This window comes from Pseudomonas cremoris (genome assembly GCF_014230465.1).
This window is the reverse complement of sequence record NZ_JAAXCY010000003.1, coordinates 618,140-640,556: the sequence shown is the minus strand read 5'-3', so window position 1 is coordinate 640,556 and position 22,417 is coordinate 618,140. Positions and strand designations below refer to the sequence as shown.

21 protein-coding genes are annotated in these 22,417 nt (G+C 60.5%); 10 read left to right on the top strand and 11 right to left on the bottom strand.

From position 1 onward, the window contains the following. Window positions 1-150: 150 nt before the first annotated feature. Window positions 151-1,221, bottom strand: coding sequence for an S-methyl-5-thioribose-1-phosphate isomerase (mtnA, locus tag HF257_RS09705; RefSeq protein WP_185708718.1), 1,071 nt, complete (start codon window positions 1,219-1,221; stop codon window positions 151-153). Window positions 1,222-1,329: 108 nt separating this feature from the next. On the opposite strand from mtnA, the gene HF257_RS09700 reads away from it, so the two are divergent. The 4 genes from HF257_RS09700 (at window position 1,330) to HF257_RS09685 (ending at window position 5,013) form a co-directional block, all read left to right on the top strand. Then, window positions 1,330-2,661: a TRZ/ATZ family hydrolase gene (locus HF257_RS09700; protein ID WP_185708717.1), complete on the top strand. Its 1,332-nt coding sequence runs from the start codon at window positions 1,330-1,332 to the stop codon at window positions 2,659-2,661. Window positions 2,662-2,725: 64 nt separating this feature from the next. After that, window positions 2,726-3,424 (top strand): bifunctional 2-polyprenyl-6-hydroxyphenol methylase/3-demethylubiquinol 3-O-methyltransferase UbiG, encoded by a 699-nt coding sequence (ubiG, locus tag HF257_RS09695; protein WP_003189760.1) that lies wholly within the window; start codon window positions 2,726-2,728, stop codon window positions 3,422-3,424. A gap of 4 nt (window positions 3,425-3,428) precedes the next feature. Continuing rightward, window positions 3,429-4,100 (top strand): N-acetylmuramic acid 6-phosphate phosphatase MupP, encoded by a 672-nt coding sequence (mupP, locus tag HF257_RS09690; protein ID WP_185708716.1) that lies wholly within the window; start codon window positions 3,429-3,431, stop codon window positions 4,098-4,100. 172 nt (window positions 4,101-4,272) lie between these two features. After that, window positions 4,273-5,013, top strand: coding sequence for a YciK family oxidoreductase (locus HF257_RS09685; protein ID WP_110623284.1), 741 nt, complete (start codon window positions 4,273-4,275; stop codon window positions 5,011-5,013). Between the two features lie 136 nt (window positions 5,014-5,149). Here the strand turns inward: HF257_RS09685 and HF257_RS09680 are convergent, their stop codons facing one another. From HF257_RS09680 to HF257_RS09655, 6 genes are read right to left on the bottom strand one after another with little or no spacing between them, the layout of a single operon-like run. Continuing rightward, window positions 5,150-6,664: an ABC transporter substrate-binding protein gene (locus tag HF257_RS09680; RefSeq protein ID WP_185708715.1), complete on the bottom strand. Its 1,515-nt coding sequence runs from the start codon at window positions 6,662-6,664 to the stop codon at window positions 5,150-5,152. Next, window positions 6,646-7,665, bottom strand: coding sequence for an ABC transporter ATP-binding protein (locus HF257_RS09675; protein ID WP_185708714.1), 1,020 nt, complete (start codon window positions 7,663-7,665; stop codon window positions 6,646-6,648). The genes HF257_RS09680 and HF257_RS09675 overlap by 19 nt, the downstream gene beginning before the upstream one ends. Continuing rightward, window positions 7,662-8,618, bottom strand: coding sequence for an ABC transporter ATP-binding protein (locus HF257_RS09670; protein WP_185708713.1), 957 nt, complete (start codon window positions 8,616-8,618; stop codon window positions 7,662-7,664). The genes HF257_RS09675 and HF257_RS09670 overlap by 4 nt, the downstream gene beginning before the upstream one ends. Then, entirely contained in the window at window positions 8,615-9,472 is an 858-nt protein-coding gene (locus HF257_RS09665; RefSeq protein WP_185708712.1) for an ABC transporter permease, read from the bottom strand. The genes HF257_RS09670 and HF257_RS09665 overlap by 4 nt, the downstream gene beginning before the upstream one ends. Next, complete coding sequence (locus HF257_RS09660; RefSeq protein WP_185708711.1) at window positions 9,469-10,416, bottom strand: ABC transporter permease; 948 nt, start codon at window positions 10,414-10,416, stop codon at window positions 9,469-9,471. Before HF257_RS09660 ends, HF257_RS09665 begins: the two co-directional genes overlap by 4 nt. 3 nt (window positions 10,417-10,419) lie before the next feature. Next, a complete protein-coding gene (locus HF257_RS09655; RefSeq protein ID WP_185708710.1) occupies window positions 10,420-11,307 on the bottom strand; it encodes a proline iminopeptidase-family hydrolase in 888 nt (295 codons plus the stop codon). Window positions 11,308-11,489: 182 nt separating this feature from the next. Here HF257_RS09655 and HF257_RS09650 point away from each other — a divergent pair, with 182 nt between their 5' ends. Then, window positions 11,490-12,254 carry a LuxR family transcriptional regulator gene (locus HF257_RS09650; protein WP_185708709.1) on the top strand — a complete coding sequence of 255 codons (765 nt, stop codon included), beginning with the start codon at window positions 11,490-11,492 and terminating at the stop codon, window positions 12,252-12,254. Between the two features lie 93 nt (window positions 12,255-12,347). Further along, window positions 12,348-13,280: a proline iminopeptidase-family hydrolase gene (locus HF257_RS09645; RefSeq protein WP_185708708.1), complete on the top strand. Its 933-nt coding sequence runs from the start codon at window positions 12,348-12,350 to the stop codon at window positions 13,278-13,280. A gap of 91 nt (window positions 13,281-13,371) precedes the next feature. On the opposite strand, the gene HF257_RS09640 is transcribed toward HF257_RS09645, so the two are convergent. After that, complete coding sequence (locus HF257_RS09640) at window positions 13,372-14,874, bottom strand: nucleobase:cation symporter-2 family protein (protein WP_185708707.1); 1,503 nt, start codon at window positions 14,872-14,874, stop codon at window positions 13,372-13,374. 173 nt (window positions 14,875-15,047) lie between these two features. Between HF257_RS09640 and HF257_RS09635 the strand changes: the two genes are divergently transcribed. Continuing rightward, window positions 15,048-15,995 (top strand): LysR family transcriptional regulator, encoded by a 948-nt coding sequence (locus HF257_RS09635; RefSeq protein ID WP_185708706.1) that lies wholly within the window; start codon window positions 15,048-15,050, stop codon window positions 15,993-15,995. Between the two features lie 143 nt (window positions 15,996-16,138). Beyond that, window positions 16,139-16,972, top strand: coding sequence for a nucleoside-binding protein (locus HF257_RS09630; protein WP_185708705.1), 834 nt, complete (start codon window positions 16,139-16,141; stop codon window positions 16,970-16,972). A gap of 144 nt (window positions 16,973-17,116) precedes the next feature. Here the strand turns inward: HF257_RS09630 and punC are convergent, their stop codons facing one another. Further along, entirely contained in the window at window positions 17,117-18,301 is a 1,185-nt protein-coding gene (gene punC, locus HF257_RS09625; RefSeq protein WP_185708704.1) for a purine nucleoside transporter PunC, read from the bottom strand. A gap of 122 nt (window positions 18,302-18,423) precedes the next feature. Between punC and punR the strand changes: the two genes are divergently transcribed. Continuing rightward, entirely contained in the window at window positions 18,424-19,338 is a 915-nt protein-coding gene (gene punR, locus HF257_RS09620) for a DNA-binding transcriptional activator PunR (RefSeq protein WP_185712085.1), read from the top strand. 120 nt (window positions 19,339-19,458) lie between these two features. On the opposite strand, the gene HF257_RS09615 is transcribed toward punR, so the two are convergent. Further along, window positions 19,459-20,628: an aspartate aminotransferase family protein gene (locus HF257_RS09615; RefSeq protein WP_185708702.1), complete on the bottom strand. Its 1,170-nt coding sequence runs from the start codon at window positions 20,626-20,628 to the stop codon at window positions 19,459-19,461. Window positions 20,629-20,730: 102 nt separating this feature from the next. Between HF257_RS09615 and HF257_RS09610 the strand changes: the two genes are divergently transcribed. After that, window positions 20,731-21,636 carry a LysR family transcriptional regulator gene (locus tag HF257_RS09610; protein ID WP_185708701.1) on the top strand — a complete coding sequence of 302 codons (906 nt, stop codon included), beginning with the start codon at window positions 20,731-20,733 and terminating at the stop codon, window positions 21,634-21,636. Here the strand turns inward: HF257_RS09610 and HF257_RS09605 are convergent. Beyond that, entirely contained in the window at window positions 21,633-22,256 is a 624-nt protein-coding gene (locus tag HF257_RS09605; RefSeq protein WP_185708700.1) for an HAD family hydrolase, read from the bottom strand. The genes HF257_RS09610 and HF257_RS09605 overlap by 4 nt on opposite strands. Between the last annotated feature and the right edge of the window lie 161 nt (window positions 22,257-22,417).

Genomic DNA, 22,417 nt, shown 5'->3' with positions numbered 1-22,417 from the left:
TCCAGCTTGTTTTTTGAGGGTAGATCCGAAGAATTTATTGACTTAAAGGCCTCTTCGCGAGCAAGCCCGCTCCCACATTTGATTTGTGAACACATTTAAAATGTGGGAGCGGGCTTGCTCGCGAAGGCAATCCAACAGACACCAACGCCCTCAATGCAGACGCTTACGGCACATCAACTTGGCCATCTTGGCCGTATCCGGCCGCTCAACGATGCCCTTTTCCGTCACGATCACATCGATCAAATCAGCAGGCGTTACGTCGAACACCGGATTGAACGCATCCACCCCCAAGCGCTGCCCAACGATCTCCAGCAGCTCACCCGGATCGCGCTGTTCCAGTGCAACGTCATCGCCGCTCGCCATCATCAAGTCGATGGTCGAACTCGGCGCCACCACCATGAAGCGCACGCCGTGGTGCATGGCGCACACGGCCAGTTGATAGGTGCCAATCTTGCTGATCACATCGCCATTGGCGGTAATGCAGTCGGCACCGACAATCACCCAGGTCACGCCCTTGGTCTTGAGGATATGCGCACCGGCCGAGTCAGCATTCACCTTCACCGGGATGCCCTCGCCCGCCAGCTCCCAGGCAGTCAGCCGTGAACCTTGCAGCCAAGGCCGGGTTTCATTGGCATAAACCTGCTCGACCATGCCCTCCAGGAAAGCAGCCCGTATCACCCCAAGGGCCGTGCCGACGCCGCCAGTGGCCAAAGCGCCAGCATTGCCATGGGTGAGGATCGCCTGGGCATTGCCCTGGTGCTTGCGGATCAGCTCGACGCCCAGCTGGGCCATGGTGATATTGGCTTCGCGATCACTTTCGTGGATCGCAATCGCCTCGGCTTCCAGCATCGCCAGCGGATCGGCGTGCTTCTTGACGCGGTCCAGACGGTCGCGCATGCGCTTGAGCGCCCAGAACAGATTCGCTGCGGTCGGACGGGTATCCGCCAGAAGTGCGTAGTCTTCTTCCCACGACGCTTGCCAGTCCCCCCCCTCGGCCATTCGCTGGCGAGCGGCGAGCACCAGGCCATAGGCGGCGCTGATCCCGATAGCCGGCGCGCCGCGCACTATCATCGAGCGGATAGCCGCAGCCACCTCATCAACCGTAGAGCAGGCAATCCAGCTTTCCCGAGACGGTAAGGCACGTTGATCGAGCAAGTGCAGCGCGCCATCGCGCCAATCGATGGCCTTCACCTTCTCCGCAGCCAACAGTCGATCGCGCATTCCTTACTCCGCACTCAGAAACAAAGCCGCCGATTATAGCGATCCGCCAGCCAGGACGCTCGGGTATACTTCGCCCTTCTTTTATAGCTGCCTGGGAAGAAGCCTTCGATGACCGCCACTGCCGCCCCGCTCGACCTGTTGCTATTGCCGACCTGGCTGGTACCCGTCGAACCTGCTGGTGTGGTGCTCAAGGAGCATGGCCTGGGCATCCGCAACGGGCGCATCGCCTTTATCGGCCCGCGGGCCGCAGCGCTGAAGCTTTCAGCCACCGAAACACGTGAGCTGCCGGGCATGCTACTCAGCCCCGGCCTGATCAACGCCCACGGGCATGCGGCGATGAGCCTGTTTCGCGGCCTGGCCGATGACCTGCCACTGATGACCTGGCTGGAAAAGCACATCTGGCCCGCCGAAGCCAAATGGGTCGATGAGGCGTTCGTACGCGACGGCACCAACCTGGCCATCGCCGAGCAACTCAAGGGCGGCATCACTTGCTTTTCCGACATGTACTTCTACCCCAAGGTCGCCAGCGACTGCGTGCACAACAGTGGCATGCGCGCGCAGATCGCGATTCCCATCCTCGACTTCCCGATCCCCGGCGCCAGCACCGCCGATGAGGCGATCCGCCAGGGTGTCGAGCTGTTTGGCGATCTCAAGCACCACCCGCGCATCAAGATCACCTTCGGCCCTCATGCGCCGTACACCGTGTGCGATGACAACCTGGAAAAAATCCGGGTGATCGCCGAGGAACTGGACGCCGCAATCCACATGCACGTTCACGAAACCGCCTTTGAAGTGCAGCAAGCTGTCGAGCAGACCGGCGAACGGCCACTCGCCCGCCTGGGTCGCCTCGGGCTGCTAGGCCCGCGGTTCCAGGCCGTTCATATGACCCAAATCAGCGAGGATGACCTGGCTTTGCTGGTAGAAAGCAACACCAGCATCATCCATTGCCCGGAATCGAACCTGAAACTGGCCAGCGGCTTTTGCCCGGTGGAGCGTCTGTGGCAGGCTGGCGTCAATGTGGCCATCGGTACCGATGGTGCCGCCAGCAACAACGACCTGGACCTGCTGGGCGAAACCCGCACGGCGGCGATGCTGGCCAAGGCTGTCGCCGGTTCGGCCACGGCCCTGGATGCCCACCGCGCGCTGCGCATGGCTACGCTCAATGGTGCGCGGGCCATGGGCCTGGAAGGCGAGATCGGTTCGCTGGAAGTGGGCAAGGCCGCGGACGTCGTCGCCTTCGACTTGTCGGGGCTGGCGCAACAACCGATCTACGATCCGGTCTCACAGCTTATATATGCCACCGGACGTGATTGCGTGAAACACCTTTGGGTCGCCGGCAAGCAATTGCTCGACGACCGGCAACTGACCCGCATGGATGAACAACAGTTGACCGCCACGGCCATAGCCTGGGGCCAACGCATCAGCGGGCACCACGAATAACGTCAGTCTTGAACCTACGGATTCAGGACCGAAAACCCGATTTATCAGATTTAGAGGATTCACCATGAGCAACGTCGACCACGCCGAAATCGCTAAATTCGAAGCTTTGGCTCACCGTTGGTGGGACCGCGAGAGCGAATTCAAGCCCCTGCACGACATCAACCCGCTGCGGGTCAACTGGATTGACGAGCGCGTCAACCTGGCCGGCAAGAAGGTATTGGACGTGGGGTGTGGCGGCGGCATCCTCAGTGAGGCAATGGCCCAGCGCGGCGCTACCGTGATGGGTATCGACATGGGCGAAGCGCCTCTGGCTGTAGCCCAACTGCATCAGTTGGAGTCCGGTGTGAGCGTGGAATACCGCCAGATCACCGCCGAAGCCCTGGCCGAAGAAATGCCCGAGCAATTCGACGTGGTGACCTGCCTCGAGATGCTGGAACACGTGCCGGACCCGTCCTCGGTGATTCGTGCCTGCTTCCGCATGGTCAAGCCAGGTGGCCAGGTGTTCTTCTCCACCATCAACCGCAACCCCAAGGCCTACCTGTTCGCGATCATCGGCGCCGAATACATCATGAAGCTGCTGCCGCGCGGCACCCACGACTTCAAGAAATTCATCCGTCCGTCCGAATTGGGCGCGTGGAGCCGCCAGGCCGGCCTGACCGTCAAGGACATCATCGGCCTGACGTACAACCCGCTGACCAAGCACTACAAGCTGGCCAACGACGTTGACGTCAACTACATGATCCAGACCCTGCGCGAGGAGTGAGCCTGTGAAGTTGCGAGCGGTTCTCTTCGACATGGACGGTACCCTGCTGGACACCGCGCCGGACTTTATCGCCATCTGCCAGGCCATGCGCGCTGACCGTGGCCTGGAGCCGATCAACGACCAGCACATCCGCGATGAGATCTCCGGTGGTGCCCGGGCGATGGTCGCAGTGACCTTCTCGATGGACCCGGAATCTCCAGGCTTTGAGGAATTGCGCCTGGAATTTTTGGAGCGTTACGTCAAGGGCTGTGCAATCCACAGCAAACTCTTCGATGGCATGGCCGAACTGCTGGAAGACATCGAAAAAGCCAACCTGATCTGGGGCGTGGTCACCAACAAGCCGCTGCGTTTTGCCGAGCCGATCATGCAGCAGTTGGGCCTGGCCGAGCGCTCGGCGCTGTTGATCTGCCCGGACCATGTGAAAAACAGCAAGCCGGACCCGGAGCCGATGATCCTGGCGTGCAAGATGCTCGACCTGGACCCGGCCAGCGTGTTGTTCGTGGGCGATGACCTGCGCGACATCGAGTCCGGCCGCGACGCCGGGACCCGCACTGCTGCGGTCACCTACGGCTATATCCACCCGGACGACAACCCGCGTCATTGGGGCGCCGATGTGGTGGTGGACCACCCGCTGGAGCTGCGCAAGGTGCTGGATAACGCGCTGTGCAGTTGCTGATTGCTCATCAAACCTGCGAACACCGAGGTCAATGTGTGGCTTGCCTGCGATAGCGTAGTGCCAGCCAGCACACGTGCCAGCTTAGAGACCGCCATCGCAGGCAAGCCAGCTCCCACAGGAATTGGATTCCACATTGAGAGCTGTATCACTGTGAATTTTGTCGAGGCTATTTATGTTTGATTACTCCGCACGTCCAGAACTGCTCAAAGGCCGGGTGATCCTGGTGACCGGCGCCGGTCGCGGGATTGGCGCAGCAGCGGCGAAAACCTATGCCGCCCATGGTGCCACCGTCTTGCTGCTGGGCAAGACCGAGGCCAACCTGGCCCAGGTCTATGACGAGATCGAAGCCGCAGGCCAGCCACAGCCGGTAGTAATCCCGTTCAACTTGGAGACCGCCCTGCCCCATCAATACGATGAGCTGGCAGCGATGATCGAAAAAGAGTTCGGCCACCTCGACGGCCTGCTGCACAACGCCTCGATCATCGGCCCACGCACGCCGATCGAGCAGTTGTCCGGTGAGAACTTCATGCGGGTGATGCACGTGAACGTCAACGCGATGTTCATGCTGACCAGCACGCTGCTGCCGCTGCTCAAGTTGTCCCAGGATGCGTCGGTGGTATTCACCTCCAGCAGCGTGGGCCGCAAGGGTCGGGCGTATTGGGGCGCTTACGGCGTGTCGAAATTCGCCACTGAAGGCCTGATGCAAACCCTGGCCGATGAGCTCGACACGGTCGCACCGGTACGCGCCAACAGCATCAACCCAGGCGCCACGCGCACCAGCATGCGGGCCCAGGCGTATCCAGGGGAAAACCCGACGGATAACCCGACGCCGGAAGAGATCATGCCGGTGTACCTGTACCTGATGGGGCCGGACAGTACCGGTATCAACGGGCAGGCGTTCGACGCGCAGTAGTCGGAACGCAGCAGAACTAAATGTGGGAGCGGGCTTGCTCGCGAATGCGGTAGATCAGTCGATATCTCTGTTGACTGACACTCTGCATTCGCGAGCAAGCCCGCTCCCACATTTATATTGCGGTGTTCTCTGGATCTTAGTTTTTCACCACTTCTTCGAGTGTGAAGCGGCCCAGTGGGTTTTGCAGGAAGTTGCTGATGTTACTGCGTGAAATATTGATGTACGGGCTGTAGTACAGGTCAATCCAGTTCACATCCTGCTTCGCCAGCTTCTGCAGCTCGACATACATCTGCTCACGCTTGACCGGGTCGGCCTCGATCCGCGCTTGTGCTACCAACTCCTTGACCTTGTCGTTCTTGTAGCGGGTCATGTAGTTCTGGTTGGTGTCGTGGCCCAGCACGAAAGTGGTCTTCTGGTCCGGGTCGAGGATGTCGTTGGTCCAGTACATCACCGAAATATCGTAGTCACCGTCCACCAGCATCTGCCAGCTTTGGGTGGGGTCGACCTTTTGCAGGTTGGCGGTCACGCCGACCTTGGCCAACTGGTCCTTGATGATCTCCGCGATCTGCTCGTCGGCTTCGTTACCGGCGTTGACCACGTAGTTAAGCTTCAAATCCTTGGCACCGGCGGCGGCCAGCAGTTTCTTGGCTTCGGCTGGGTCGTACGGGCGTTGCAGGTTGTTGGCGTAGTGATACAGCGAGCCCTTTGGAATGTAGGAATAGGCCACAGTGCCCTGACCGAACGTGGCGGTCTTCACCAGCGATTGTTTATCGATGGCCATGTCCAGCGCCTGACGCACTTCCGGCTTGGCCAGCAAACCGTGCTCGTGGTTGATCAGCAGGTGATCTTCACGGGTGGACGGGTCGGAATGCACCACCACATTCTTGTCTTTCTTCAGCTCTTCAACCCGTGAAAACGGCACGAAGATCGCCGTGTCCAGCTCGTTGTTCTGCACCATGCGCATGCGGGTGTTGTCGTCGGTCACCGAGACCCACTCCACGCCGTCCAGGCTGACGTTCTTGGCTTGCCAGAAGTTCGGGTTCTTTTTCAGGATCACCCGGTCACCCTTGCGCCACTCGTCCACGGTAAACGCGCCGGAGGTCACCGGGTTTTCCGAGTAGGCCTCTTCACCCATTTTGGTCATGGCTTTTTCCGACAGGATCGACACCGTCGGCGAAGCCAGTTGGGAAAGGAAAGCTACAGCCGGAGTCTTCAGCGTGACCACCAGGGTATTCGGATCAGCCGCCTTGGCCGTGTTGATCAGGTTGAAGGGGTCAGCCCACAGCGACGCCTTGTTGTCGCGGATACGCAGCAGGCTAAACGCCGCGTCATCAGCGGTGATCGCCGAACCGTCCGAGAATTTCGCGTCACGCAGCTTGAAGGTGTAGGTCAGGCCATCCTTGGAAATCTCCCAGCTTTCTGCCAGCCCCGGCTCCATCTTGGTGCCCAGGTTATCCACGCGGACCAGGGTGTCGTAGACGTTGGCGAATACCCAGGTGTCGCGGTTTTGCGCGCTTTTGATCGGGTCGAACGTGGTGCTGTCTTCACGGCAACCGATGGTCAATACACCGGCGGCTTGCGCCAACCCGGCAGTGAGGGACCAAGCGGTCAACGTGGCGGCTGCAAGCAGCTTCAAGTGGCGCGATTGCATGTCATAACTCCTTGTTTATGGACGGCAGAAAGGGTCAATGGTTGTTCAAGCACGCAACTGTACCGATGCTCGTGCAGGAAATGAGTAGGCGGCAACACCACGGAACACATGGCTTGCGCGTGCCGGCAGCGCGGGTGAAAGGCACACCCTGTAGGCAAGTTCAGTGGGCTTGGCGGTTCACCTGGCAAGGGCTCTGTAGGCAATGGCCGATAGGGATCAATCTCCGGAATCGCCTCAATCAACGCCGCCGTATAGGGATGACGCGGTGCGGTAAACACCGCTTCCACCGGCCCTTCCTCGACGATCTTACCCAGGTACATCACCGCCACGCGGTCGCACAGGCGGCGCACGATCGCCAGGTCATGGGCGATAGACAGGATCGCCAGGTTCATGCGCTGTTGCAGCTCCAACAGCAGGTTGATGATCTGGCCCTGAATCGACACATCCAGCGCCGCCACGCACTCGTCGGCGATGATCAGGCGCGGTTCCACCGCCAGCGCACGGGCGATGCCGACGCGCTGGCACTGGCCGCCGCTGAGGGAGCCGGCTTTGCGGCTGGCAAGTTCGGGGCGCAGGCCGACCAGGTCGAGCAGTTCATTGACCCGAGCCGGAATTCGGTCCGCTGGGACCTTGCGCTGCACCCGCAACACTTCGGCAATGGTTTCGCCGATGGTATGGCGCGGGTTCAAGGCTGCGTAAGGGTCCTGGAAGATCATCGCGGTTTCGTGACGCAAACGCGCAATGTCGACGGCGCTGCCGTGGGCCATATCGATGCCGTCGAACAACACCTGGCCGCTACTGATCGGGTTGAGGTGCAAAATTGCCCGGCCCAAAGTGCTCTTGCCGCTGCCGGACTCGCCTACCAATCCAAGGGTTTCACCCGCCGCCAGGTTCAGCGACACACCGTTCACCGCCCTCACCCACTGCTTGTTCAACCCGAACAGCCCGGTGCCGGACGCGGCAAACTTCACCTCCAGGTCCTTGATCTGCAATAGGCTCATGGGTGCATTCCCAAGGGGTAGTGACAGGCGACCCGCGCCCCTTCCGGCAAGCGCTCGGTGCACAAGGCGCCAACCTGCGGGCAACGCGGATTAAAGCGACAACCGGCGGGCAATGAGTCCAGCAACGGCGGCTGGCCGGGGATGGTGCGCAGCAAGGCGTGACCGCTGCTTTGCGCCGGTTGGCAGTCGATCAGGCCAGCGGTGTAGGGGTGTTGCGGACGGGCCAGCAGGTCGTACTTGCTGCCGTGTTCGCACAGGCGTCCGGCATACATCACCGCGATGGAATCACAGGTTTGCGCCACCACGCCAAGGTCGTGGGTGATCATGATGATCGACAAGCCGCGCGTGTCTCGCAGGTCCAGCAGCAGGCGCAGGATTTGCGCCTGCACGGTGACGTCGAGGGCGGTGGTTGGCTCGTCGGCAATCAATACTTTGGGGTTGCAGCCCAAGGCCACGGCGATCATCGCGCGCTGGCGCATGCCGCCGGAAAACTCGTGGGGGTAGTTGTCGACACGTGCCTGGGGATCGGGAATGCCCACTTGGCGCAACACGTCGATGGCCTGCAGGCGCGCGTCCTTTTTCGAGGCACCTTGATGCAGGCGGATACCCTCGGCGATCTGCTCGCCGATACGCATCAACGGGTCCAGATGGCTGCTGGGATTCTGGAAGATCATGCCCAGTTGCCCGCCCCGCACAGCGCGCATCCCGGTATCATCCAGTTGCAACAGATCCTGGCCGGCCAAGCGCACTGCACCACCCTGCACCCGCAGGCTGGGCGATGGCAGCAAGCGCATCAGGCCGCGACAGGCCATGGTCTTGCCCGAACCACTCTCGCCCACCAGGCCGAGGATCTCGCCCTCGGCCACGTCAAACGACACGCGGTCCACCAAGGTGACGTCGCGCCCAGGGTGAGTGGCAATCACGCTCAGGTCCTGCACCTGCAACAGACTCATGAGCGATCCCCCAATACCTGCGCCACGCCGTCCGCCAGCAAGCTAAAGCCCATGGCCAGGGTCACAATGGCCAGCCCCGGAAACGTGCAGATCCACCAGGCGGTGGTGATGAAGGCCTGACCTTCGGCGACCATGGTGCCCCACTCGGCGGTGGGCGGCTGCACGCCCAGGCCCAGGTAACTCACGGCGGCGCCATTGAGCAGTACCAGCACGGCGTCGGACATGGAAAACACGATCGAGCCGAACATCGCATTCGGCAGCAAATGCCGGAACAGAATGCGCCCATGACCAAAGCCCAAACTTTTGGCCGCCAAGGCAAAGTCGCTTTCCTTCAGCACCAGAATCTGCGAGCGGATCAGCCGCGCATACGACACCCAACCCACCAGCGCCATGGCGATGTAAAAACTCTTCAGGCCCGGCCCGAGAATGGCCATGATCGCCAGCATCAACACCAGGAACGGGAACGCCAGGATCACATCGATGACGCGCATGCAGAAACTGTCGAAACGCCCGCCGATGTAGCCGGAGACTGCGCCGATAAAGGTGCCGATCATGAACGGGAAGATCACGCCGATGATCGCCAGTTGCAGGTCAATGCGCGCGCCCCAGATCACCCGCGAAAGAATGTCGCGCCCGTAATTATCCGTGCCAAATGGATGGGCCAGGCTGGGACCGAGCAAACTGATATCAGTGTTTTGTGCAATCGGGTCATAAGGTGCGATCCACGGCGCGAACACTGCCAGGGCAAACCACACCAGCAGAATCAACAAGCCCCACGCGGCAGTCAGACGGCCGTTGCGAAAACCGAAACGCAAGCGCAGGCGCCACGGGGCAATCAACGGGCGGCTGGTCATTGCATCTTCACCCGTGGGTCGAGGGCTACCGTGATCACGTCGGCGATAAAGTTGACCACCACCGTGGCACAGGCCAGCACCATGGCCACGCCCTGCACCACCATGTAGTCGCGGGTGAAGATGCCGCGCACCAACAATTGGCCGATGCCGGGGATGGCGAACAGGCTTTCGATCACCACCGTGCCACTGATCAGCCAGCCGATATTCACCGCCAACAGGTTGACCGCCGGCACCAGGGAGTTGGGCAACACGTGGCGGCGAAACACCGCCGCTTCCGACAGCCCGCGGGCACGGGCGGCGGTGACGTGGTCGGCCTGTAACTCCATCAACATGCTGGCCCGCAGGTTGCGCACCAATACCGCCGACAGCGCCAGGGCGATGGTCAGGCACGGCAGCACCATATGGTGGGCCTTGTCCACCCAGGTGCGACCGTAACCGGACACCGGAAACAGGCCCCACTGCACGCTCAACAACAGGATCAGCATCAAGCCCAGCCAGAACGCCGGCATGCCCAGGCCCACCGTGGTAAATACGCGGATCAGGTTGTCTGCCCAGCCGCCCTTGTTGCGCGCGGCGACGGTTGCCAGCGGCACCGCAATCAGCAGCGCCAGCAGCACGCTGCCGAGTACCAGCACCAGGGTCGGCTCGATGCGGGTGACGATCAGTTTCAGCGCATCGACCTTGTACAGCAGCGATTGGCCGAGATCGCCCTTGAGCAGGTTCTTCAGGAAGTAGAAATATTGCAGCCATAACGGCTGGTCGAGGCCGTACTGGGCGCGGATTTTCAACAAGGCGTCTGGCGTGCTGCGCGAGCCCAGCAGGGCCCGCGCCGGGTCGCCCGGAATCGAACGCACCAGCACAAAGGTAATCAGGCTGATGCCAAACAACACCGGCAGCAATTGCAGCGGCCGGGAGAGTACAAAGCGGTAGCGCGCCAGGTTCATCCGTCAGCCTCGATGACGCGCAAGGAAGTCCAGCAGCACCGGAAAATACGCCTGGGGCTCTTCGTAGAACGGCATATGGCTGCTGTTGGGGAACACATGCAATTCGGCGTGCCTGGCGGCCATCTTCATGCGCATGGCACAGGCCGGGGTGAGTTCGTCGTGCTGGCCGGTGGTGATCAGGATAGGCATCTTGAATTCGGCCATTTCAGAGAGACGGTTCCAGTCCTTGAGATTGCCGATATAGAGGAATTCGTTGGGCCCCTGCATGGTTTCGTAGGGGCCCATGTTCCAGTCACCCAGCGAGCGTTTGACCGGCTCTGGCCACTCGTCGAGGCGGCACACGTGGCGGTAGTTGAGCAAGGTAATCGCGGCTTGGTATTGCGGGTGGTCCAGGGTGCCCATGGCTTCGTGGCGCTGCATCATGGCCACGGTTTCGCTGCCGAGGGCGCCGCGCAGGCGTTCCAGTTCCTGGGACAGGTGTGGGATGTCGCCGACGGTGTTTTCGAGAATCAGGCTTTTCAGGGCATTGGGGTAATGGATGGCGTACTCGATACCCAGCCAGCCGCCCCAGGAATGCCCAAGCAAATGCACGCGGCCCAGGCCCAGGGCTTGGCGCACGGTTTCGACTTCTTCGACATAACGGCGGATTTCCCACAGGGAAACATCGGTCGGTCTGGCTGATGCGCCCGTGCCAAGCTGGTCGAATGCAACCACTCGCAGGTTATGGTCTTTGAGCCAGCCATGGGCGTCGCGCAAATAGTCACACGGCAGGCCTGGCCCGCCGTTGAGACACAACAGCACCTCATCGCCTTCGCCAAAGCTGTAGACCACGAGGTCATAGCCGTCGACTTGCACGCTGTACTGCTGGTCGGGGGCAATTTCACGCCACATGCATACATTCCTTGTGTTGTGTCGGCCTGGCAGGTAGCGGCCGTTTAGCGGCCAACACTACCGAGGATGCCGCGCGTCCATAACCTAGCAATTCTTATAGGTTTGGCCTGGCTGTCCTTCGCCGGGGCGTGGCATTCTACTTGCAGCAAGTCGAGATTCAAATGAATTCGGGAGCAGAACGGATGCTGGCCAAGCTAACTGCCTTCAATCACCGCTTGATGCCGGGCAGGAGCCTGGATGAGCAGATGGACAACACGTTTATCCTCGCCCAGCAGTTGGGCTTCGATGCACTGGTGTATGACTACACCCCGGTGCCGATTGACCAGGATGGTGCACTCATCACCCCTTCGGTACTGGCATTGCGCAATACCCCGCCGGGCTGGCACAGCTTGTGGTGCTGCAAAGGGTTCTACCAGATTGATCCGGTGCAGCATTTGGCCCTGAGTACGGTGTCGCCGTTCGTGTGGTCCTACGAAGCCAAGGCCGATACCGCGCTACAAAAGATCATCGATCCCTGCCACGCGCCCGTTTCGTCCTACCTGCACGACCAGCAACTGACCTGCGGCGTGAGCGTGCCAATCCACCTGCCCCGTGGCGGTTTTGCGTCGCTGACCGGGCTGCGTACCGGCAGAGCCCAGACCGTACTGCAGGATGCGCAGCAAACCTTGTCGGATTTCAGCCTTATTTCCCATGCCTTGCAGGAAGCGGCCTACCCGCTGTTCAGCAAGGAGCTGCGCACCTACCCGCATATCCACCTGACCAAACGGGAGCGCGAGTGCCTCAAATGGGCCGCCGACGGCCTGACGGCCGCTGAAATCGCCAGCCAGCTGAGCCGTTCACTGGCGGTGGTTACCCTGCACCTGGCCTCGGCGATGCACAAACTGGGGGCCAAGAACCGCGTACAAGCGGTGGTGCGCGCCACCCATTACCGCCTGCTCGAAGATTGACCCGCGCGCAAAACCTAGCTGTTTTGCTAGTTACCTAAATTTCCCGCGACGACTATTGTGTCCCTGATCCTTTTTTTGAGAGCAGGGCACGAAATGGAATTCATCGAAAAAATCCACGAAGGGTATGCGGCGTTTGGCACCTACCAGACTTGGTACCGCGTCACCGGTGACCTGTCCAGCGGCCGTACACCGCTGGTGATCATTCACGGCGGCCCGGGTTGCACCCACGACTATGTCGACGCGTTCAAGGATGTCGCCGCCAGCGGTCACGCCGTGATCCACTACGACCAACTGGGCAACGGGCGCTCCACCCACCTCCCTGACAAAGACCCATCCTTCTGGACCGTCGGCCTGTTTCTCGAAGAGCTGAACAACCTGCTGGAGCATCTGGAGATCAGCGACAACTACGCGATTCTCGGCCAATCCTGGGGCGGCATGCTCGGCAGCGAACACGCGATCCTGCAGCCCAAGGGCCTGCGCGCGTTTATCCCGGCCAACTCGCCGACGTGCATGCGCACGTGGGTCAGCGAAGCCAACCGCCTGCGCAAATTGTTGCCCGAAGGCGTGCATGAAACCCTGCTCAAACACGAAGCCACCGGCACCTACCAAGACCCGGAATACCTCGCGGCATCACGGGTGTTCTATGACTATCACGTGTGCCGGGTCAACCCATGGCCGGACGCAGTGGCGCGTACCTTTGCCCAAGTCGACTCCGACCCGACGGTGTACCACGCCATGAGCGGCCCCACCGAATTCCATGTAATCGGTAGCTTGAAAGACTGGAAATCCATCGGTCGCCTGTCGGCAATCAATGTACCGACGCTGGTGATTTCCGGTCGGCACGATGAGGCCACGCCGCTGGTGGTCAAGCCGTTTTTGGATGAGATTGCCGATGTGCGCTGGGCGCTGTTTGAAGACTCCAGCCACATGCCTCATGTCGAAGAACGCCAAGCGTGCATGGGGACCGTGGTGAAGTTTTTGGATGAGGTGTGTGCGGTGCCGTACAAAGAACTCAAGGCTGGCTGAATTCAAATGTGGGAGCTGGCTTGCCTGCGATGACAAGGGTGAATTCACCGCAGCTATCGCAGGCAAGCCAGCTCCCACATCAGGTACCGCTTCAGACCTCAGTGGTCTCAGGCTTAGTGGCTTTCCTCGGAGTATCCGCGACCAACGGAATCTCCTTACCCTCGGCATCGAACAACTTACCGCCGCTGAAGTAATCCCCATCGCGCAGTTCCGACACATCCCGGAAGCACAAGCTGCGCTCTGTCCCCGCCACAAACACCGATTGCTGGTCCGAGTTGCCGGCGGTGAAATGGTTGAAGGCCAGGTTCAGCAGGATCGCCATGATCGCCGATGAGCTGATGCCCGAGTGGAAAATGGTCGCGAACCACGTTGGAAAATGATCGTAGAAGTTCGGCGCCGCAATCGGGATCATGCCAAAACCGATGGAAGTAGCGACGATGATCAGGTTCATGTTGTTGCGGTAATCCACCTTCGACAGCGTACGGATACCACTCGCCGCCACGGTCCCGAACAGTACAATCCCAGCCCCACCGAGCACCGACGTCGGGACCGCCGCAATCACCCGCCCCATGAATGGCAGCAGTCCGAGGATCACCAGGAACACCCCGCCGGTTGCCACCACAAAACGACTCTTCACCCCGGTAACCGCCACCAGGCCGACGTTCTGGGCGAAGGCGCTCTGGGTAAACGAACCGAAGATCGGTGCGAACATGCTCGACAACATGTCGGCACGCAGACCGTTGCCCAAGCGCTTGGAATCAACCTTGGTGTCGATGATCTCGCCCACCGCCAGGATGTCTGCCGAGGTCTCGACCAAGGTCACCATCACCACGATGCACATGGAAATGATCGCGGCCACATGGAAGGTTGGCATGCCGAAATGGAATGGCGCTGGGAAACCGAACATTGGCCCCTGGGTCACGCCGGAGAAGTCAGCCATGCCCAGGAACACCGCAATCACGGTGCCGATTACCATCGCCAGCAGGATCGACAGGCGCGAGATGGTCGCACTGCCGATCTTGCTCAGCAGCAACACCAACACCAGGGTCAGCGCTGCCAAGCCAATGTTGGGCATGCTGCCGAAATCTGCCGCGCGGCTATTGCCGCCCATGGCCCAGCGCGCCGCAACGGGCATCAGGGTCAGGCCGATGGTGGTGATCACGATTCCGGTCACCAAGGGTGGGAAGAACTTGGTGATCCGCGAGAACACTGGTGTGATCAGCAGTCCGATCAACGACGCGGCCATCACCGCCCCGAGAATCACCGGCACTCCGCCGGCACCGTCGCCGCCGACAATCGCCACCATGGTTGCCACGCCGGCAAACGACACACCCTGCACCAGCGGCAACTGACAACCAAAGAACGGCAAGCCAAGGGTTTGCAACAGCGTGGCCAGGCCACCGGCAAACAACGACGCGGCGATCAACAGGCCGATATCCGCCGGTGACAAGCCAGCGGCCTGGCCAATGATCAGGGGCACGGCAACGATGCCGCCGTACATGGTGAGCACATGCTGCAGGCCGTAAGCCATGTTGGCGGCGACGCCCAGATTTTCATCTTCGGGCCGCTGCGGTGACGCCTTCGGGATAGTCATGGTGAGGGGATCTCTGTTTTTGTTGTGCATTCACTGTATGCAAAGGAAACGAGAGATGTCCATAGAGTTGTATACAATCAATTCCACAATAAGCCATTTGCAACCGTTACAAAAATCCATTCAGCCGCCCTGCCCTGTGGCTTGAAGCCGTGCGCAAAAGGACCTGAAAAAAAATGCTCAACCGCAAGCTGCGTATTCACGCCCCCGCGATCTACTACTTCGACATGGTGCGGCGCTGTCACTCGATCCGCGAGGCCGCACGCCGCCTGAATGTGGCGTCATCCGCCGTGAACCGGCAGATCCTCAAGCTGGAAGACGAGATGGGCGCAGCCTTGTTCGAGCGTCTACCCGGCGGGCTGCGCGTGACTGCCGCCGGTGAAATCCTCACTCGCCACGTGACGCTGCTGTTGCAGGATGTGGAGCGCGTGCGCGGCGAGCTGGATGGATTGCATGGCGTGCAGACCGGCCATGTGGAGATCGCTACGGTGGAAGGCGCTGCCGTCGAGCTGCTCCCAGCCGCGCTCAGGCGCATGCGCGAGCGCTACCCGAAGGTGACGATCGGCGTGACGGTACAAGGCTCGCAGTCGATTCCCGGTTCGGTGATCAATGGCCAGGCAGATTTGGGGCTGGCGTTTGCCCTCGCCCGCAACAACGAAATCACCCAGTTGTGCGTCGGGCATTTCCGCCTGGGCGCGCTGATGACGCCGGCCCATCCGTTGGCCGCTGAAACCCGCGTCAGCTACGGGCAGTGCTGCGAGCATGGGGTGATTCAGGCAAAGAGCGAGTTGTCGGTGCATCACCTGATCGCGCCTTTGCACAAGCGCGCGGCGGCAAACAAACCTTTGCTGCAGAGTAATTCCATGGAGTTGGCCCGGCAGTTGGCACGCCAGCAATTGGGCATCGCCTTTCAGACCCGTATCGGCATCGAAGCCGACCTGGCGCGCGGCGAACTGTTGCACATTCCCTTGAGTGACCAGGGCGGCATTTTCAGCGACCTCGGTGTGTATGCCCGCAAAGACCGCGACCTGCCGGTGGCAGTGCAAGCCTTGACCCACTTGCTGGGCGAGGAAATTGCCCTGCGCGAGCGTGAAGAAACTGCCTGGGCGCCCCGTATTTCCTGACTTACAAGACAGTTACGCTGCTGCCGTTTCGGCATCGCCCCAGGCGAGATTCTGTTCTTTGGCGCACACCACCCTTGTGCTGATACTGCGCCCGGCGGCCCCTGCAAGGCCGCCATGAGCCAAACGCCAAAGGAATTAAAACAATGAAAAAGGCACTGCACGGCGCAACCGTATTACTCACACTCCTCGGCGGCGGGGAGGCTGCCGCGGTGGAATGGATGAACAACAGCGTAGGATTTCGCTACGGCCAACACTTCACCAATCCGAATAACCCCGATGATTTCAGCAAGCGCATCTACAGCTTCACCCACGCCAGCGGCTACCAGTACGGCAGCAACTACCTGAACCTCGATGTCTTCCTCTCCGACAGCAGCGACCCGCGCAAGGGCACCGACCATGGTGGCAGCGAGGTGTATGCGGTGTACCGGCACCAGTTGTACGCGTCACGCGTGTTCGATGTGCCGCTGGGTACCGGCGTAATCAAGGATTACGCGCTGACCCTGGGCTTCGATGCCAACCGCAACAATAACTTTGCCTCAGCCAAAAAACGCGCATTGGTGATCGGCCCGACCTTGAAGTTCAACACCGTCGGCGTGCTGGACCTGAGCCTGATGTATTACAAGGAAAAGAACCACACCGGCATCCCTGGCGCGCAGGAGTCGAACCACACGTTCGACGCGACCTACATGCTCAACCTGACGTGGATGCGCCCGTTCGAGATCGCCAACCACGGGGCGAAATTCCAGGGCTTCATTAATTACGTCGGGGAAAAAGGTGAGGACTACCATGGCCGTGACACCGCGCCGGAAGCGCTGATGCGCACGGCACTGATGGTGGCAGTGCGACCAGGTAAAAGCGTAAAGCCGAACCTGTACCTCGGGGTGGGTTACGAGTACTGGCATAACAAGTTCGGCGTGGATGGCGGCCGCGGTAGCCGCACGTCGACGCCGACGGTGAATATGGAAATCACCTTTTAAGCCATGGCGCTTTGCAACTGAAGAAACCGAATCAAATGTGTGTGGGCTTGCTCTCGAAAGCGGTGTGTCAGGTAAAGACTTACTGACGGGTCCACCGCATTCGCGAGCAAGCCCGCTCCCACATTTTTGGATCGTATTGTCAAATCAAGCGCTCGCCAGTTCGGAATTATCCGACTTCGGCCGCGCCAACCAGTAACCCAACACCGCCAACGGCGCAGTCGCCAACATCACGATCACGGTAATCAGCAGCGGTTGCTCGATCATCGACGACACCAACAGGCTGCTGAGAAAGCACAGACCCAGTTGCAGGGTGTTTTGCAGTGCCGCCGCCTTGCCGGAGTTTTCCGCAAAAGGCATCAGCGCATTCGCGACGACGATGGGGTAACTGGCACCGTTGACCAGTGCCATCAGACAGAACGGAATCAACAGGGTGGTCAGGGTCGGTACGGTCAATGTCGCGACCAGGTACAACGCCACCATGCTGATGCAGTAGGCCAGCAGCAACCACGGCAACAGCGTCTTGCCCTGAAAGTGTTGCAGGGCACTGCGGCAACTGTAACCGCCCACCAGAAACGCCAGCGTCGGCAGCACATAGCTCAAGCCGATGTCATTCGGGCTGTAGCCCATATCGCCAAGAATGAACGGCGAAGCGGTCAACCAGGCAAAGAAACTGGCCGAGCACGCGGCGAAGATCATCACATTGCCGGTAAATACACGAGAGGTAAGCAACTGGCCATAGCCCAAGCGCGTCGTTTCGCCTTCAGCCACATGACGTTTCGGCACGCTGCGCAGGAATAATGTCGGCAGCAGCAACAGCAGTGAAACGCCCAGCAAGACCCCGAAAATCGCCTGCCAGCCAAAGTGGTTCAGCACCATCGCGCCTAACAGCGGTGCCAGTGCGGGCGACAGCGACATCAATGGCATGATGCTGGCGAATACGCGGTGGGCCTTGTCCGCCGGGTAGCGATCAATCACCAGCGCCTGCCAGCTTACGGCGGCGGAACACACACCAATCGCCTGCATGAAACGCAGTGCCAGCAACTGCGGCGCGGTCTCGACCCAGAACATCCCGGCGCATCCCAGCACAAACAGGCTCAGGCCCGCGAGCAGGATGGGTTTACGCCCCAGGCGGTCAGACAGTGGCCCCCACAGCAATTGCCCCAGCGCAAAACCGGCCAGGAAAATGCTCAAGCTGGCGCCTACTGCGCCCGCGCCGATCTGCAACTGCTCGCCCATGGCGCCGAACGCCGGCAAGTACATGTCCATGGCGAGGTAACCGAGCATGCTCAGCCCCGCCAGATACCAGGTAAAACCAAAAGAATTTTTCATCGAAGCCTTGTAGATCCTGCCATCAAACTATTTGTTGACTGGCGCCCATTATGAAGCTGACAGTTTCTGTGTGAAGCGATAATAATTGAACACTCTTATCAATAATTTTGAAGGCAACTGCCATGTGGTCCGAATACTCCTTGGATGTAGTCGATGCGGTGGCGCGCCATGGCAGTTTCAGCGCCGCCGCGCAGGAATTGCACCGAGTGCCGTCGGCCATCAGCTATACGGTGCGTCAGATTGAAGAGTGGCTGGCGGTGCCGTTGTTCGTGCGGCGACATCGCGATGTGGAACTGACGCCCGCCGGTCGCCTGTTTATAGATGAAGCTCGAGGCGTGATGAAAAAAATGCTCGGCACACGGCGCCTGTGTCAGCAAGTGGCCAATGGCTGGAGTGGGCAGTTGAAGGTGGCGGTGGACTCCATTGTCAAACCTCAGCGCTGTCGGCAATTGGTGCTGGATTTCTATCGGCAGTTTCCCGAGGTGGAATTGCTGCTGGAATACGAGGTGTACAACGGTGTGTGGGATGCCCTTGCGGATGAGCGCACCGACATTGTTATCGGTGCGACCAGCGCGGTGCCGGTAGCCAGTCATTTCACTTTCCGCGACATGGGTTTGCTCAACTGGCTGTGCGTGGTCAGTGCGAAGCATCCGCTGGCGGCCGTGCAGGGTTTGCTCAGTGATGATCAACTGCGTCCGTTCGCCTCGCTGTGCATGACCGACACCTCGCGCAACTTGCCCAAGCGTGACACGTGGACCCTGGATAACCAGCGGCGGCTGGTGGTACCGAATTGGTCCTCAGCCATCGATTGCCTGCGCGACGGACTGTGTGTCGGCATGGCACCGGCGCATCAGGTATTGCCGTGGATCGAACGCGGCGAATTGGTGGCGTTGCAGTTGAGCCGGCCGTTTCCGGCCAGCCCGTCGTGCGTGGCGTGGGCACAGAACAAGCTGTCCCCGGCGATGGCGTGGCTGTTGGACTATTTAGGGGACAAGGAGACGATGAACCAGGAATGGCTGAATGGGCATGCCCTCTGAAAGACATGGAGATCCCCATGTGGGAGCGGGCTTGCTCGCGAAAGCGGTGGATCAGTCAGCTGGTTTGTCACTGACACACCGCATTCGCGAGCAAGCCCGCTCCCACACTTTGCTCGTATTTCAATCCAGCAAACGGGTGACGGCTCGCACAATCATCTCCACTTCTTTGGCATCCAGCGTCAGCGGCGGCAGCAGGCGGATGATCTTGCCCCGGGTCACGTTGATCAACAGGCCATGCTCCTGGGCGGCGCGTAGGGCAAGGTCACGGTAAGGGCTGGCCAGTTCGATACCGATCATCAAGCCTTGCCCACGGATGGCCACCACCTGCGGGTGATCCGCCAGCTCCACACGTAACCGCGCCAACAGGCGTTCACCCTGTTGCGCGGCATTCTGCAGCAAGCCCTGATCTTCAATGATATCCAGCACCGTGCAGCCCACCCGACAGGCCAACGGGTTACCACCGAACGTACTGCCGTGGCTGCCGGGCGTGAACAGCTGGGCCACACCGGACCGGGCCAGGCAAGTTCCGATGGGCACGCCGTTGCCAAGGCCTTTGGCCAGGGTCATCACGTCAGGCACGATGCCTTCGTGCTGGAAGGCAAACCAGGTGCCGGTACGGCCGATGCCGGTCTGGATTTCGTCGAGCATCAGCAACCAGCCGTGACGGGTGCAATGTTCGCGCAAGGCTCGCAGGTAACCCGGCGGGGCTGGCAACACACCGCTTTCGCCCTGGATGGGTTCCAGCAGGACTGCGGCAATACGCACTCCAAACTGTTGGGTGAGTGCTTCGATGGCGGCGATATCACCAAAGCCAACCTTGAGGAAATCCCCCGGCAACCGTTGGAAGCCCAGGCGCACCGAGGGCCCATCGCTGGCCGCCATGGTGCCGAGGGTGCGACCGTGAAAGGCGTTCTCCATCACCACCACCAACGGCTCTTCGATGCCCTTTTTCCAACCGTGCAAACGCGCCAGCTTCAGCGCCGTCTCGTTGGCTTCGGCGCCAGAGTTGTTGAAAAACGCCTGGTCCAGCCCCGACAGCTCGGTCAGGCGCTGGGCCAACCGTTGTTGCCAATCGATGCTGTAGAGGTTGGAGGTGTGCAATAACAAGCCTGCCTGTTCACTGATGGCGGCCACCAGTTTGGGGTGGGAATGCCCGACGTTGGTCACTGCCACACCGGCCACGGCATCCAGGTACTCACGCCCCTGCTGATCCCACAGACGGGTGCCCAGACCACGGGTGAAGCTCAAGGGCGAAGGTTGATACGTGGTCATCAGGCAGGCGGCGGTCATGGCGTCGAGCTCCAAGCATTGTGTGGGTGTGCCCAGTATCGTTAGCCATCAGAGCTGGATAAACTGGGTTTACCTGCAATTACTTTAAAGCTGGGCTTGATAATGGACCTGTTCCAAGCAATGACGGTGTACGTGAAGGTGGTGGAAACCGGCAGCATGACCGCCGCCGCGCAGGAGTGCGGAATGTCGACCACCATGGTCAGCAACCATCTGCGCGCGCTGGAACAACGGCTGGGGGTCAGCTTGCTCAAGCGCACCACGCGCAAACAGAGCCTCACCGAGTTTGGCGGGCAGTATTACCAACGCTGCCTGGAAGTCCTGGGACTGGTGGCCGACTCCGAGCTGCTGGCTGAGCAGATCCACAGCGAAACCCCCAAAGGCAACCTGCGTATCACCGCGCCCCCCGTGTTCGGCACCGAACGCCTCGTGCCGGCCTTGAGCGAGTTCTCCCAACGCTACCCGCTGATCAACCTGTACGTAGTGCTGAGCAACGAGCGGATGGACTTGGTCGACAGCGGCTTCGACGTGGCGATCCGCCTCGGCGAGCTGGAAACCTCCAGCCTGATCGCCAGACCCATGCAGGCCTACACCCTCACCCTCTGCGCTTCACCTGAGTACCTAGCGCGACGCGGCACGCCACAGACGCCCAACGACCTGCAGCATCACGACTGCCTGGCGTTCGCCTACCCGGCGAACGACAACTGGCGTGACACCGACAAGCTCTGGCGCATGACGGGCGATGATGGCGAGGTGGAGGTTCCAGTGGCCGGCACATTGACCATCAACAGCTCGCAAGGCTTGCGCCAGGCGGCTGTAAACGGCATGGGCATCATCATGCTGGCCGATGCCCTGGTCCAACCGGACCTGGAGAGCGGCAAGCTGGTGGCCTTGTTGACCACCTATCAACTGCCCAGCCGCCCCATGCACTTGCTGTATCGCCAGGACCGCTACCGCTTGCCCAAACTGCGCGCGTTCGTGGATTTCGTGATGGAGAAGTGGGCGCGCTAGAAGCCCACGCCCAACTCACGCAAGCGCGCCGCTGTGCGCTCGGCCGACACATGGTGAATCCCCTGCCAACCGAGCGCGACGGCCGCCTCGATATTGCCCGCCACATCGTCGATAAACACCACTTCACTGGCTTGGATATCCGGCAGATGAACACGCACCTGGCTAAGGCTTGCGTGATAGATCGCCGGATCAGGCTTGATCAGCTTCAATTCGCCGGACACCACGATGTCGCGAAAATGCTGCAGGAACGGATAGTTGGCTCGGGCATACGGGAAGGTTTCGGCTGACCAGTTGGTGAGCCCGAACAACGGCATGTTGGCGCTATGCAAGGCTTCAAGGATCGCCACACCGTCCGGCAACGGGCCGCGCAGCATTTCATGCCAGCGGTCGTAATAGGACTGGATCAACGCTTGATGCTGGGGATATTGCTTGATCAGGCTGCGAGTGCCCTCGGCCAGCGAGCGGCCGGCATCCTGCTCGGTGTTCCAGGCCTGGGTGCAGATGTTCTCGAGAAACCATTGCCGTTCGTGGTCGTCGGCAATCAGCTTGCGGTAGAGGTGCTGCGGATTCCAGTCGAACAGGACACCGCCGAAATCAAAAACTACTGCACGAATCGTCATCAGATCCTCCGTTAGCGTGAGTGATAGCGAAGGGATTCTGGCAGATCTTGCAGGAGGGGTGCACTCAGCGGAGCGTAAGACGGGTCTGAGAAAACACAGATCGAATGTGGGAGCGGGCTTGCTCGCGAAAGCGGTGCATCAGTCGCCCTATTCAGTGACTG